General features: G+C 49.2%; 16 protein-coding genes. 10 read left to right on the top strand and 6 right to left on the bottom strand.

Going from position 1 to position 12,998, the window contains the following annotated elements; all coding sequences use genetic code 11:
* Positions 1-88 precede the first annotated feature (88 nt).
* The 4 genes from BUB67_RS07090 (at position 89) to BUB67_RS16620 (ending at position 1,150) form a co-directional block, all read left to right on the top strand.
* Positions 89-283: a cap-binding protein gene (locus BUB67_RS07090; protein ID WP_073237916.1), complete on the top strand. Its 195-nt coding sequence runs from the start codon at positions 89-91 to the stop codon at positions 281-283.
* Positions 280-489, top strand: coding sequence for a hypothetical protein (locus BUB67_RS07085; RefSeq protein WP_073237913.1), 210 nt, complete (start codon positions 280-282; stop codon positions 487-489). The genes BUB67_RS07090 and BUB67_RS07085 overlap by 4 nt, the downstream gene beginning before the upstream one ends.
* 40 nt (positions 490-529) lie before the next feature.
* Positions 530-877 carry a hypothetical protein gene (locus tag BUB67_RS07080; RefSeq protein WP_073237910.1) on the top strand — a complete coding sequence of 116 codons (348 nt, stop codon included), beginning with the start codon at positions 530-532 and terminating at the stop codon, positions 875-877.
* Between the two features lie 96 nt (positions 878-973).
* Entirely contained in the window at positions 974-1,150 is a 177-nt protein-coding gene (locus tag BUB67_RS16620) for a hypothetical protein (protein ID WP_200798141.1), read from the top strand.
* Positions 1,151-1,176: 26 nt separating this feature from the next.
* Here the strand turns inward: BUB67_RS16620 and BUB67_RS07075 are convergent, their stop codons facing one another.
* Positions 1,177-2,160: a potassium channel family protein gene (locus tag BUB67_RS07075; protein ID WP_073237906.1), complete on the bottom strand. Its 984-nt coding sequence runs from the start codon at positions 2,158-2,160 to the stop codon at positions 1,177-1,179.
* A 188-nt stretch (positions 2,161-2,348) separates the two neighbouring features.
* On the opposite strand from BUB67_RS07075, the gene typA reads away from it, so the two are divergent.
* From typA to BUB67_RS07055, 4 genes are all read left to right on the top strand, one after another.
* The gene (typA, locus tag BUB67_RS07070; RefSeq protein WP_073237903.1) at positions 2,349-4,181 is read left to right on the top strand and encodes a translational GTPase TypA; all 1,833 of its coding nucleotides are present in this window, start codon (positions 2,349-2,351) and stop codon (positions 4,179-4,181) included.
* Between the two features lie 126 nt (positions 4,182-4,307).
* Entirely contained in the window at positions 4,308-5,363 is a 1,056-nt protein-coding gene (gene fni, locus BUB67_RS07065; RefSeq protein WP_073237899.1) for a type 2 isopentenyl-diphosphate Delta-isomerase, read from the top strand.
* Between the two features lie 96 nt (positions 5,364-5,459).
* Positions 5,460-6,407: a hypothetical protein gene (locus tag BUB67_RS07060; protein WP_073237896.1), complete on the top strand. Its 948-nt coding sequence runs from the start codon at positions 5,460-5,462 to the stop codon at positions 6,405-6,407.
* A gap of 140 nt (positions 6,408-6,547) precedes the next feature.
* Positions 6,548-6,838, top strand: a complete 291-nt coding sequence (locus BUB67_RS07055) for a hypothetical protein (RefSeq protein ID WP_073237893.1) — start codon at positions 6,548-6,550, stop codon at positions 6,836-6,838.
* Between the two features lie 71 nt (positions 6,839-6,909).
* Here BUB67_RS07055 and BUB67_RS07050 read toward each other — a convergent pair whose 3' ends face one another.
* Both BUB67_RS07050 and BUB67_RS07045 read right to left on the bottom strand, forming a co-directional pair.
* Positions 6,910-7,422, bottom strand: coding sequence for a gamma carbonic anhydrase family protein (locus tag BUB67_RS07050; RefSeq protein ID WP_084127665.1), 513 nt, complete (start codon positions 7,420-7,422; stop codon positions 6,910-6,912).
* 99 nt (positions 7,423-7,521) lie between these two features.
* The gene (locus BUB67_RS07045; RefSeq protein WP_073237887.1) at positions 7,522-7,815 is read right to left on the bottom strand and encodes a hypothetical protein; all 294 of its coding nucleotides are present in this window, start codon (positions 7,813-7,815) and stop codon (positions 7,522-7,524) included.
* Positions 7,816-8,086: 271 nt separating this feature from the next.
* Between BUB67_RS07045 and BUB67_RS07040 the strand changes: the two genes are divergently transcribed.
* Complete coding sequence (locus tag BUB67_RS07040; protein WP_073237884.1) at positions 8,087-9,178, top strand: coiled-coil domain-containing protein; 1,092 nt, start codon at positions 8,087-8,089, stop codon at positions 9,176-9,178.
* 37 nt (positions 9,179-9,215) lie between these two features.
* Here the strand turns inward: BUB67_RS07040 and BUB67_RS07035 are convergent, their stop codons facing one another.
* The 3 genes from BUB67_RS07035 to BUB67_RS07025 all read right to left on the bottom strand — a co-directional run bounded on the left by BUB67_RS07035 (position 9,216) and on the right by BUB67_RS07025 (position 11,963).
* A complete protein-coding gene (locus BUB67_RS07035) occupies positions 9,216-9,455 on the bottom strand; it encodes a hypothetical protein (RefSeq protein ID WP_073237881.1) in 240 nt (79 codons plus the stop codon).
* Positions 9,456-9,633: 178 nt separating this feature from the next.
* Positions 9,634-10,311: a hypothetical protein gene (locus tag BUB67_RS16615; RefSeq protein ID WP_073237878.1), complete on the bottom strand. Its 678-nt coding sequence runs from the start codon at positions 10,309-10,311 to the stop codon at positions 9,634-9,636.
* 74 nt (positions 10,312-10,385) lie between these two features.
* Positions 10,386-11,963, bottom strand: a complete 1,578-nt coding sequence (locus BUB67_RS07025) for an ABC transporter substrate-binding protein (RefSeq protein WP_073237875.1) — start codon at positions 11,961-11,963, stop codon at positions 10,386-10,388.
* Between the two features lie 143 nt (positions 11,964-12,106).
* Between BUB67_RS07025 and BUB67_RS07020 the strand changes: the two genes are divergently transcribed.
* Positions 12,107-12,970 (top strand): TIM barrel protein, encoded by an 864-nt coding sequence (locus BUB67_RS07020; protein ID WP_073238074.1) that lies wholly within the window; start codon positions 12,107-12,109, stop codon positions 12,968-12,970.
* Positions 12,971-12,998 lie beyond the last annotated feature (28 nt).

The following is a 12,998-nucleotide window of genomic DNA, read 5'->3' as shown; positions in this document are numbered from 1 at the left end:
AATGCCACCGTCGGCAGGATAATCACAACATAAGGAGAAAAAATAAACTTGGAAAGTTTACATTGTTTTGGAAGGGGGCTGGCCATTTTTGGCTTCTTTGCAGGAATGTCTTAAAAAGTGGGAGAAGAGTACCATTATTTATCTTCATTATATCCAGGGAATGTCGGCCAGCGAATATAATAACGGCTTTGCGGACGGTCTGGAAATGGCATTAAAATCTTTTCAGGAGCACTTAAAGGAGTGTCCGGATTATCAAATTACTGAGGAGGTGGAAGTTGAATGAACCTGAATATTTATTTGGTGGTAAAAATCCTAAACGGCCAGTGCGACGAAATTTCTTGCTTTGATACCGAGGAAGCTGCTCTGGCATATGCCCAGCAGACAGTCACCCATGAGCCCTATGACATTGTATCAATCTTCCGGGTAATTTTAAACAACCCCAATGTCCAGTTAACCATCAAGGAGTTTAGAAAGGGGACTTGCGGTTAGTTGTGAAGAGGCTCGTTGTGCCAAAGAGAGGGGGAGGCAGATGGCTCAAATTGTTGATTTAATTACGGATGATATGGAAAAACAGGGCGGTATAGAGTTTTCCATTGAGGAACCGGATTTTTTAAACAAAGACCTGAAAGAATACACAGTCTTCTATAAAATTGTGGGGGAATCCAGAATTAAACTGTTTAAAAATAATCGCATGGAGCTGGTGTTTGTCCGGTTAAATGACGACTGGATGCGCCAGGCAAAACTGGACATAACCGGCGCCGCCTTGCCCCTAGAGGTTAAGCTTACGTGGGATAACGGGTCGGTGGATGAACTGTCCGTAAGAAAGCCCGGTCAATCAGACTTTCAAAGGGTTACTGCCATACAAATTGACAACTAATTTTTTGCCAAATTTAAGGATAAATTAAAGGGATTTGAAACTCTTTGGCGAAAAAAGTAGAGTAGAAATAGGGTTTTTTGGGGGTTGTGCAGGCAAATGAAAAAAGTTCTGTTTCCTCTACTTGGCGCCATATATTTGGGGCTAACAACCATCGGCAGCAAAGTCTACCGTTTTCTCTATGAGGAAGAGACAAAACTGGGAGTCAGTATTGAAATGTGCCGCCCCTGGGAGCGCCGGCGGGCAAACTATCCTTACCAGAACCCATTGGGCTAAAAGGCAGCCATACCGGGCTGCTTTTTCTATGCTTTTTCCAATTCAGATAATTTATCTGAAGGGCCAAAGACAATCAGTTCATCGCCGGGTAGTATAACTTCATCGGGGCCGGGACTGCCAATGGTCTCGTGACCCCGGTTGATCACCAATAGCTGGCAGCCGAATTTTTCCCGCAGGCCGGATTCTTTAAGAGCTTTGTTGGCCAGCCATGAATTGCTGCTTACCGTAAATTCCTCCAGCTGATAATAAACGTTATGACGTTCAAAAAGGGTTTGGACAAAGGCCACGCTGGCCGGTTTGATGGCTGACATGGCCATCCTCCTGCCTCCCAGGGCAGAGGGGGCGATCACGCTGTCGGCGCCGGCCCGTTTTAATCTGGGAATACCTTCAGACCGGGTGGCCCGGGTGATGACCTTAATATTGGGATTCAAGTCTTTGGAAGTCATTACGATAAACAGATTGCCTGCATCGTCGGGCAAAGTGGTAATAAGGGTACGGGCGCGGTGAATACCTGCTTGTTCTAAAACTTTATCCTCGCTGGCATCTCCCACCACCACAGGCACCCCGGAGTGCCGGTATAAAGCGGCCCTTTCAGGGTTTTTTTCAATGACCACAAAGGGCTGTTTTTCATGTTTTAAGGTGTTGAACACTTCGCTGCCGACCCGGCCCAAGCCGCAAACAATGATATGATTATTTAACTTACTGATCATTTTTCGCCTCCGCTTTTCGCCCAACAGGTCAAACAATTGCCCCTCGGCGATACTCACCATTACAGTACTTAAAATATAGGTGTAAAGGCCTACCCCGCTGACAATCAGCCCCATGGTTACCAACCGGCCCGGCACGGTCTTTGGTACGATATCACCGTAACCTACGGTTGTGATGCTGATGGTGGCAAGCCAAGCGGCATCCACAACGGACAGACCTTCAATCTTGATCAGGGAAAACACACCAACGGCCATTACAACATTAAGGGTTATGAAGGCATAGAGAAAATTTCTGGTTGTCATCTGCTGCACCTCGCGAATAGTATAACATTCATTTCCCCGGCCTTGTAAAGATAAATTTATGTCATAACAGGAGTACCTGTAAATTGCTTATTATAAGATTGCAACAGTTCCCTACGCAATTTAACAAAGGTGTTATATAATAAATCTTTGGTTAAAATTTATTACGTACGGTCCTGAAGGAGGAACTTATGACAGCAATCAATAATATAAGGAATATTGCCATTATAGCCCACGTAGACCATGGCAAAACCACCCTGGTGGACGGTATGTTAAAGCAGAGTGGCATCTTTCGGGAAAACCAGGTTGTCCAGGAAAGGGTCATGGATTCCAATGATTTGGAAAAGGAACGGGGCATTACCATTCTGGCGAAAAATACTTCGGTTCGTTATCAGGGGTATAAAATAAACATTGTGGATACCCCCGGCCACTCGGATTTCGGCGGCGAGGTGGAACGGGTGTTAAAAATGGTGGACGGCGTCCTGCTGCTGGTGGATGCTTCGGAAGGACCGATGCCGCAAACCCGTTTTGTCTTGCGGAAGGCTCTGGAACTAAATTTGGTGCCGGTCGTGGTGGTGAATAAGATTGACCGCCCGGATGCCCGGATCCATGAGGTGGTGGACGAAGTCTACGAGTTATTCTTTGAACTGGGGGCCAGTGACGAGCAATTGGAGTTCCCGGTGGTTTACGCCGTTGCCCGCCAGGGCATAGCCACCATGGACCAGGATGTGCCGGGCAGTGACTTAAAGCCTCTGTTTGAGACCATTATCAATCATTGTCCGGCCCCCCAGGGGGATCCGGAGGCGCCCCTGCAAATGCTGGTAAACAATACGGAATACGATTCCTATATTGGCCGCATTGCCATCGGCAGAATTTCCCAGGGCAGTATTGCCGGCGGCCAAACGGTAGCCGTTATCGACCATGAAGGGAATGTCAAAAACTACCGTGTCGGACGGGTCTACGTCTTCGAAGGACTGGAACGGCTGGAAGTACCCCGGGCGTTCTGCGGGGAAATCGTCGTGGTATCCGGCCTGGAAGACATTAAAATTGGGGAGACCATCGCCGATAAGGACAACCCGGTGGCCCTGCCGGCCATCACGGTGGATGAGCCAACCCTGGAAATGACCTTCATGGTCAACGACAGTCCCTTTGCGGGCCAGGAGGGAGAGCATATTACCTCCCGCAAACTGCGGGCCAGGCTGTACAAGGAGATGGAAAGGAATGTAAGCCTGCGGGTGCAGGACACCGATTCCCCGGATGTTTGGAAGGTAGCCGGCCGGGGGGAACTACACTTGTCCATTTTAATTGAAACCATGCGGCGGGAAGGTTATGAATTGCAGGTATCCAAACCGGAGGTTATCTACAAACGGGGAGACGACGGTGAACTGCTGGAACCCATGGAAACGCTGCTGGTGGATATTCCGGAGGATAAAATGGGACCGGTCATGGAGATCCTGGGCAACCGGAGGGGTGAAATGATCAATATGGGGCCCAACGGGCCGGGACAATTACGACTGGAGTTCAAGGTTCCCGCCCGGGGACTGATCGGTTTCCGCTCTCAACTGCTGTCGGAAACCCGAGGACATGCGGTGATGAATCACACCTTCCTGGGTTATGAGCCCTATAAAGGCGAGATTAAACGGCGCTACCAGGGTGTGTTGATTGCCTTTGAATCCGGAGAAGCCACCTTCTACGGACTGCACTCGGTACAGGACAGAGGGACACTGTTTATCGCCCCAGGTACCAGGGTTTACGAGGGGATGGTGGTGGGGGAACATGTCCGGGAACAGGATATTGAAGTGAATGTTTGCAAGAAAAAACAATTGACCAACTTCCGTTCCAGTACCGCCGAGGCCACCGTGAAACTGGAGGAGCCCCGCATCATGAGTTTGGAAGAGGCTCTGGAATACTTGAGTGATGATGAATTGTTGGAGGTGACTCCCAAGAGCCTCAGGATCAGGAAAAAACTCCTGGATAAAAATGAAAGGGCCCGGGCCAGGAAACTGGCCTCCATTGAGAAGTGAGGTCCAGGTGTTGTCGAAGACAGAGAAAATTGTCAATAAACCAGGCGCCCGGAAGGGGATTACAAAGGGACCGTGGAAATAAAGAAGCAATCAATAATAAACCGACATCATCCGGGGGGCTTGGCATTGCGATTAAACCGTAAACTGGAACATATTGAACTGTCCTTAAGACAAAAGAGCATTGAAGGCGCCACGGGATTTAATGATATAACACTGGTGCACAACCCGCTGCCACAGCTTGATTGGGAGGATGTGGATACTTCCTGCGTATTCCTGGGTAAACAACTGAAGGTGCCCCTGTTAATTAACGCCATGACCGGAGGGCATCCTCAATTGGAGAGTATTAACCACAACCTGGCCAGAGCGGCAGCTGCCGCCGGGGTGGCCCTGGCGGTTGGGTCCCAGCGGGCAGCCTTGGAGGATCACTCCACCAGGTCCAGCTTTGCTGTGGTTCGGGAGGCAAATCCGGACGGCGTCATCCTGGCCAACCTCGGTGCCGATTGTTCCCTGTCCGAGGCCAGAGAGGCCATCGCCATGATCCGGGCAGACGGCATCCAACTGCATCTCAATGCTCCCCAGGAACTGGCAATGGAAGAGGGGGACAGAAAATTCAGGGGTGTATTAGAAAACATCGGGCTCCTGGCCAGGCAGTTGGATGTCCCTGTAATTGTCAAGGAAGTGGGTTTTGGCATGCCCCGGGAAAGCATCCGCCGCATTGCCGGGGCCGGGGTTCATTATATTGATGTGGGGGGCGCCGGGGGAACGGATTTTATGGCCATTGAACAGGCCCGCTCCGGCAAAGAGGCGGGTTTTAGCTGGGGAATCCCCACGGCTGTCAGCCTGCTGGAGGGCCTAGCGGAGGAAAATGAAGAGATTCATTTGATTGCATCCGGTGGCATTCAACATGCCCTGGACTGCGTGAAGGCCCTGTCCCTGGGGTGCTTTCTGGTCGGTATGGCCCGCCCGCTGCTAAGAATAGTAATCCAGGATTCCGTCGAAGGACTGACCCGCTATCTGGACAGGTTTATTGAAGAAACCCGCCGGATTATGCTCATGCTGGGAGCAAAGACTGTCCCGGACTTAAAAAAGGTGCCTGTGATTATAAACGGGCAAACCTATCACTGGATGTGCCGCAGGGGCATCGACGTTGACCACTACGCCAGGCGTCAGGGCCTGCTGTAAGTAAATGGCACTATAACAGAGGGTTATAAATTTCCCTGCATAATAAATCCGGCTCGCCATATTATTTCTTAGATGGAAGCTTTGGAGGACGGGCCGGTGAAAAATTCGGTATTTGTAATTATAAAACCCGGGCAGTTAATAAGACTGCTGGTTGTACTGGCATGTTTCATTACCATAATCAATGTGGTGCGGGAGAATATAAAACCGCCTGGTATCGATCTGCAGCCCCACAATGAACCGCCGGAAATTGAACGGGGGGAGTTTTTAACCTGGGACGAGGTGGATAAGATTTTTCGCCGCTACACCAATGCCACGGTGGTGGATGTGGATACCGGTTTGAGTTTCCGTGTGCAGCGCCGGGGCGGCACTTACCATGCGGACGTGCAACCGCTGACCGCCAGGGATACCGCTGTTATGAAGGTGATATATAATGGCAGTTGGAGCTGGAAACGGAAGGCGGTGGTGGTGGAAGTAGGCGGTCGCCGCATTGCCGCTTCCATGAACGGGATGCCCCACGGGTCCGGCGCCATCCGGGGCAACAACTTTAAAGGCCATTTTTGTATCCACTTCCGGGACAGCAAGGTACACCAGTCCGGCCAAGAGAACCTGGCCCATCAAATGATGGTCTGGAAGGCTGCCGGAAGGTTCAAACAAATGATTACCGCCATGGGTCCGGAAGAAGTGATCGAGGTATTGATCACCGCCCTGGATCAGCAAGATGTTACGCTGGCCCTGAAGACCCTTCATAAACCGACGGACCACCGGCGGGTCCGTTTGGAATCCATCGTATCCCAAATTTCCGGTATTAAGGTGCAGCGAATACGTTCCGAAGGGGGAACCCCCGAAACCTTCTGGGTGTACCTTACCATCCGGTACCGGGAAAGCTCCGGGGATATAGAGAAAAAGATCGAGCTGCAGGTGGTGGATGAGGGAGAAACGGGATACAGAGTCCTTATTGACGGCCTGGAGGAAATATTAAACCGTAAAGCCTCTGTTGAGATAACAGATACCGGCATATTTGATGAAACCGATGATTGCAATTAGAAAAACCCCGGGGAAAAATAACCCGGGGGTTCCTTTATGGGTTTATAATGACATTCCTGCCACCATTTTCTTAAAGGGCAAAATTCCTCTGTGTTGAATACACATAGGGTAAGCATGATACGAAAGGAGCTTTTGACAAAGTGCGATCTTACCTGTATCCCGCTTTTACTATGGAACCTGAGGATTTTGAGCGGGCTTTGCCTGCGGCCGTTAAGTTTTCCCAAACCCATGATATTCCCTGCCGGGTCTTAAGGCAAGGCGAACTTTATACCATTTGCTTTAAAGATAAGGCCGTTGCCAGGGGTATTGTCTACGGTCACCGTTACGAAAAGGAATTGGACCGTACGTTTCGTAAATACGCCATTTACGATGTTGTTTACCTGAAAAAAGAAGAGTTTGAAAAGGGACTCCGCTGTGACCAAGGCGAATAAACCGGTAAAACTAGGCGCTACACCTGGTTTTACCGGTTTTAGGACTGGTTTTACCGGTTTTAGGACGGGATTTATTTTTGACTGGTACGGTGTTGCTCTGCCAACACGATATAATGGCGGGCCGATTCCCGTAAATTCCTTCGTTCTTCATCCGAAAGAGGACGTACAATGCGGGCCGGTGAACCAACGACCAAAACGCCGGGAGGAATTTCCTGGCCCTCTTTCACCAGTGTACCGGCCCCAATCAGTGATTCCGCACCAATTTTTGCTCCGGTGAGAATAATGGCGCCCATACCGATTAAACACCCGTCACCTATGGTACAACCATGGAGAATTGCCCCGTGGCCCACGGTAACATCGTTGCCGATGATGAGAGGGATACCTTCGTTCTGGTGCAGCAAACAACCATCCTGAATATTGGAGCCGCGGCCAATGATAATTCCATCCACATCCCCGCGGACAACGGTATTATACCAAATACTCACATGCTCCTGCAGTTCAACCCGACCCACCACCACCGCACCGGGAGCGATATAGGCAGAGGCATGAATCTTTGGTGTATGTTCCAAGTAGGGAAGTATCAATGAAATGAACCTCCTTTTACTGCCGGACTTGCTTTACGTGAAAAATCAGGTCACTTTCTTTACTATAAAGTTATCCCAACCATAAGGGTTGGGATAACTTTATAGTTGAATATAGATACTCTTTTCTGCTTCAGAAAAAGTAGCCGGGAATTTCCCTTTACTTTCAATGCCAAAATACTGCAAAAATCCCTTCGCGCCAATGCGGGTTTTATTTAAAACCAGGCCGCTGTCCGGGGAGGCTGCAGTAATTCTAATTACTTTCTTTTCTCTATCATAAGCAAGTTCCACGTGATCAGCATTTAGCTTTGATACGAGGTTTCGGTTTAAGGTGATGTGGTTTTTAGAGACAGAAACAAAATTTTCTGAACGAGGGTAATATACTTCAAAGGGCATTCATGATACCTCCTGTTTTTTGATGATTATACTGCTATTAACAGAAAATGTCAATTAGAAGAATGTCAACTTTTGCAGTTTTGGTCAGTTTATTTAATGGTTTAATGTTAAATTAAAGGTATCTTCGTGTTAATGCTTAACATTTAACTTTATATTAAAATGAATTAAAACAAACCTGAGGAATCATAGACAAATAACCCCTCCTGCATGAAACTGCATTGTCAATATCAAAGCCGTGCATTAGAATGAAAGTGGGGAAGGATGGGTTAATATGAAGCTTCGCAGGTGGATTATTTTTCTTTTTATTCCGGTTCTGTTATGGCAGTCCTTTTATCTACCCCTGGCCTCGGCTGACACCGGTGAGGTTTTAAAGCAGCACCGGTTTTTAAAACAAAGGGAACAACAGATTGTGGCCGAGCTGGTAAAGGCAGAATTGGCCCTTGACCGAATGAGCGGGGAATCCGCTCGAATTCAGGCCGATCTTTCTCAAACCAGATCAAACATACCAGTGGCCAGGGAACAGCTTGCCGGTGCAAAAGAGAACTTGCAGCATTGCCGTCAGAGATTGAGCCTGTGGCTAAGGCATTTTTATATGGAAGGCCGTACCCATTATGTAATGATACTTTTAGGAGCCGTTAACCTGGGAGATTTTTTAAACAGGCTGGCCCTGGTGGGGGTGCTGGTGTCCCGGGGGGTGGCGGATTTAAATAAAACCCTGGCGGCAGTGGAGGAGGTTAAACAACGGGCGGCGGAACTTGATAGATTGGAAAAGCAACTGGTGGCCCGGCAAAGGGAGCTGGCCAGGGCGTTAGAGCAAACAAAATTACTCCAGTCAACCAAGCAGCGACTTTTGGCAACCATCAGACAGGAGCTGGGGGAGAACCAGGGCAAAGTGTTAACGGTGGTAGACGGTTTGCACGAGATCCTCAGGCCCCTGGAAACCCTGCTGAGCAGGTTTAAAGACGCCCCCTGGGACAAATACCGCCCGGACCGCCTGCACTGGCTGGGCGCCGGGGTTAAGGCCGAATACAGTGAGCATACCTTATCAAAACTGCTTTTTAGCGGAATCAGTTTAAAGCACCCGGTTGAGGCCTGCTTATCCAATCATTTATTGATTATTAAAGGAACCAACCAGGAGCAAATGCCGTTTGCCATTGCCGGGGAACTTGCCGTGGCCGGTGAAAATGTTTGTTATAAAATTAAATCGATCCAAGTGGGAGACATTGCTTTCGATAAGGAACTGATTGACCTGATCGCCGGTAAAGAAGGGTTGACCTACCCGGTTGGCCTGTTAATGGGCTGGCGTTTGCAGGATATTCAAATCGAGGAAGGCAAAGCTGTCTTTGAACTTGTTCCGGCATAAAATAACCCTGCCTGGTGGTAAGGCAGGGGTTGTTTCATTATGAAATTTTTTGGATCGGGTCCACAACCTTGCGGCGGGAAGACTGCTCATCGGCATAATCGCTGGAAATCAGGTACAGGCTTACCCAGAGGTCGTGCTCGTTGGCTTTGCCCTCTAATTCTCTGGCCACCTCTTTGAATTTTTTTTCTACCCTGTCTTTAAAGGCCGAGAACTCTACCAGCATATCAATCACGTCCCGCTGATTGTAAGCGGCGCCTTCCTTTAGCACTTTTGCCAAAATTTACACCCCCTGTAAATACTTTCCGTAATATGTATGATTATTATACTTCTGTTACGTAATTTCTGTTAAGGGGTATAAATTGTCTAATCATTCCTGACTTTGTAAAAGGGACCGGGCTTCACCTATAGAAAAAAGAAGAAAGGGCCTGTAACAAGGCCCTCTGCCAAGGGATTGATTAAGACTGGTAGGACGAAAACTGGTTTGGCTGGTACTGTTGTTGATTATACTGGCTGAAGGGATGAGCAGATTGCCCTCCAAAGGACCCCGATTGCCCGCTCAGGTAACTGGCCTGTGCAGAGCTGAGGCCATAGGTGCCAAGATTTTGGAAGTTTTGTTCGGACTGTTGTTGGCCAAATCCAAATTGACTTTGGCCGCCGGCATATTGACTTGTGCTGCCAACACTGCCAAGTGCCTGTGGATTGGAGGAAGCGCTCATGATAGTACCCTGGTTGCTGCCGGCCTGCCCGAAACCCTGCTGGTTATATGCCATAAAAGCCCCTGAGTAACTGCCGGATTGGCCAAATTGCTGGCTTTGATTACCAAAGCCGCTAAACTGCTGGCCCTGGCTGAACTGTCCCTGGCCGGGATACTGGGCGGTATATTGGCTGAACTGATAGGGCTGATAGCTCTGCGCGCCGGCTACCTGGCTTACTTCCTGACTCATGTGCCGGGCAGTCTGAGTGACCTGCTGCAGTTGCTGGACGGCATTGGCCTCGCGCTGGGCTATTTGCTGCAGCTGCTGGCTGTTTTGTTGTTCCTGCTGCTGCAGCCGGCTACAAATTTGTTCGATTTGATTGATGTCATTGCGCAGGTGATTAATCTTTTGTTGGAGCTGCATAATACTTTGGTTCATAGCATGACCTCCTGTAAGAAATATTCCAGGCTAAAGCCTAGGAATATTCTTTTCCAAAGATTAAAACATATACATTAGTTTTTAATATAAGCATCAATAAACAACGGAATGCCGAAAGGATTTAATTCAACTCCCTTAAGATTTTTGACCACACCCAGACAATCCTGGCCGTAGTTCAGAAAAACCAGCGGAGTCTCCTGCAGCACGATCTGCTGGGCGTGATAATATAATCTTTGTCTGATTTTTTCATCGTGCTCCTGTTGGGCAGCGCTGATCAGGCGGTCCACTTCGCTGTTTTTATAATAGGACAGATTGGTTTGAGGAATGGCATCCGAGGCCAACAGGGTATATAAAAAGTTGTCCGGGTCCAGGTTGTCCCCCACCCAGCCGAATAAAAAGGCGTCCCCTTCCTGTCTCCGCAGGGCGGATTTAAATTCATGCCAGGGATAGGATTTCACCGTTACCCGGATGTTGGCCTCAGCCAGCTGTTTTTTAATGACGGCAGCCAGTTCCGTTCCTCCCACAGGGTTGTAGGGTCTTGCGGAATGATAAGTGATCAGTGTGATATTGAGGCCGTCCGGGTAGCCACAGGTTTTTAAAAGACTCCTGGCCATTTGAGCGCTGCCGGAGTAAGGCGCAAGTTCCTTATTATAGCCCAGTAATGTCGGTGGCAGAATACTGTTGGCTGCCAGGGAGGGATCGCCGAACAGCTCCTCGGCAATGGCTTTTCTGTCAACGGCCATACAAACAGCCCGCCGCACTCTGGGATTATTAAAAGGCGGCCGGTTGTTAAACATTCCCAGGTAGCCAAGGGATGCCGCGGGACGGCAAAGGATGGATGCTTTTTCTTTGTTGAGGCTCTCCCTTTGCCGGGCTGCCAGGTCCGCTATGCCTGATGCGCCGGAATTCAATGAGGTTAGCCGCTGCTCTTCGCTGCCCGGGGCAAAGGCAATGGATTGAATCCTGGGCTTGCGGCCCCAGTAGCGCCCGTTGACCACCAGCACCGGCGTATCATCACGCCAATCAGCCAGGGCATAGGGACCGGTGCCAACGGGATTTTTAGCGAAGTCTCCACCAAACTTTTTCACCGCCGCAGGACTTACAACAGGGGCCGCCCAGGGCATGGCCAGGTTTCTTAGAAAAGGAGCATAGGGTGTGCGTAAGTTAAATTTAATGGTATAATCATCAATTATTTCCACTGATTCAACCATGCCGAAGACAAAGCTACCATAGGTCATATTATCCTTTTTTTGGGGGGGAAGCTGCCTTTCCACCGAGAACTTGACAGCCTCGGCATTCAAGGTGGTAGAATCATGGAAATACACTCCCTGCCTTAAATGAAAGGTCCAGTGACGGCCGTCCGGCGAGACCTCCCAGCCGGTGGCCAGGCAGGGTTCGATCTCGGTTGAATCCGGTTTAAAGCGGACCAGGCCTTCAAAAATGTTGGCCAGGACCTTTGCTTCGGACAAATTGTTGGCCTCTGCGGGATCCAGGCTTTTTACGGGCTCTGCCACGGCATAAGTAAGGTCAATCTGCTTGGGAACTCCTTTTTCACTGGCAGCCGGCAGATACCCTTTATTATGGTTTATTACCACCGAAAAAAAGCTTAAAAATAACAACAGAAACGCTATTTGATAAAGCTTGTTGCGCATGATTTCTACCCCCATCAGTGATAAATATCCTAAGGGAATAATTCTTCCATTTAATGTAAAATCCTTCAATAAATGTAAAAACGTTTAAGTCATGGTAAATATGAGCAGTATGGAAAATGAAAAATCAAAAAAGGGGAGTTTTTATGTCTGTTAAGTTTGGCTCCGCCGGGGCGCCGGATTCTTTTTATGCCCAGGGGTATAAAAGTTCACTGGATATGCCCGGGTGGTTGGCGGCAATGGGATTGAATGCCTATGAATATCAATGCAGCCGTGGTGTGAAAATCAAAGAGGAAATGGCCAGGGAACTGGGGGAGAGGGCACGGCGGTACGGGGTCGCGTTGTCCATCCATGCGCCATACTATATTAACCTCAGCACAGAAGAACCTGATAAGAAAGTTAAAACCAAAGGATATATCCTGGACTCCCTCCGGGCCGCCCGCTGGATGGGAGCCACCACCGTGGTGTTTCACCCCGGCGGCGGACCCGGGGTCGATCGGAGAGGGGCCTTTGACCGGGCAAAAGTTCTGTTTAAGGAAATTCTCCAGGAAGCAGCCATGGAAGGGCTGGATGATATTTTGCTGGCCCCGGAAACAATGGGCAAAATCAATCAAATAGGGTCCCTGGATGAAATACTGGAATTATGCGCATTGGGAGAGCAAGTTGTGCCCTGTGTTGATTTTGGCCACTTGAATGCGGTGACCCAGGGGGGGCTTAAAAGCAAAGAGGATTATGCCCGGGTTTTGGACAAGATTGCCGGAGCCCTGGGAAAGGAAGCGGTTACCCGTTTGCATATTCATTTTAGCCCCGTCGAATTTACCAAAGCCGGCGAGAAAAAACACTGGACCCTGAAGGAAAGCCACCTGTACGGACCGGATTTCACCCCGCTGGCAGAGCTTATCTGGGAACGGTCTATGGAGCCGGTGATCATTTGTGAGTCGGCCGGTACCCAGGCGGAAGATGCTCAGGTTTTTAAACAAGTTTACGAACAATTAAAGCCCGAAAAATAAAGACGCCGCTTGGCGTCTTTATTTTTCG

Source organism: Desulforamulus putei DSM 12395, from assembly GCF_900129195.1.
Taxonomy (GTDB): Bacteria; Bacillota; Desulfotomaculia; order Desulfotomaculales; family Desulfotomaculaceae; genus Desulfotomaculum; species Desulfotomaculum putei.
This window is presented reverse-complemented; position numbering and strand designations above follow the sequence as displayed.

What these genes read in the sequence shown, in the direction of transcription:
- BUB67_RS07085 (WP_073237913.1), top strand. Translation starts at nt 280, where the DNA reads ATGAACCTGAATATTTATTTGGTGGTAAAAATCCTAAACGGCCAGTGC.
- BUB67_RS07080 (WP_073237910.1), top strand. Translation starts at nt 530, where the DNA reads ATGGCTCAAATTGTTGATTTAATTACGGATGATATGGAAAAACAGGGC.
- BUB67_RS16620 (WP_200798141.1), top strand. Translation starts at nt 974, where the DNA reads ATGAAAAAAGTTCTGTTTCCTCTACTTGGCGCCATATATTTGGGGCTA.
- BUB67_RS07075 (WP_073237906.1), bottom strand. Translation starts at nt 2,160, where the DNA reads ATGACAACCAGAAATTTTCTCTATGCCTTCATAACCCTTAATGTTGTA.
- typA (WP_073237903.1), top strand. Translation starts at nt 2,349, where the DNA reads ATGACAGCAATCAATAATATAAGGAATATTGCCATTATAGCCCACGTA.
- BUB67_RS07045 (WP_073237887.1), bottom strand. Translation starts at nt 7,815, where the DNA reads ATGCCCTTTGAAGTATATTACCCTCGTTCAGAAAATTTTGTTTCTGTC.
- BUB67_RS07040 (WP_073237884.1), top strand. Translation starts at nt 8,087, where the DNA reads ATGAAGCTTCGCAGGTGGATTATTTTTCTTTTTATTCCGGTTCTGTTA.
- BUB67_RS16615 (WP_073237878.1), bottom strand. Translation starts at nt 10,311, where the DNA reads ATGAACCAAAGTATTATGCAGCTCCAACAAAAGATTAATCACCTGCGC.
- BUB67_RS07025 (WP_073237875.1), bottom strand. Translation starts at nt 11,963, where the DNA reads ATGCGCAACAAGCTTTATCAAATAGCGTTTCTGTTGTTATTTTTAAGC.
- BUB67_RS07020 (WP_073238074.1), top strand. Translation starts at nt 12,107, where the DNA reads ATGTCTGTTAAGTTTGGCTCCGCCGGGGCGCCGGATTCTTTTTATGCC.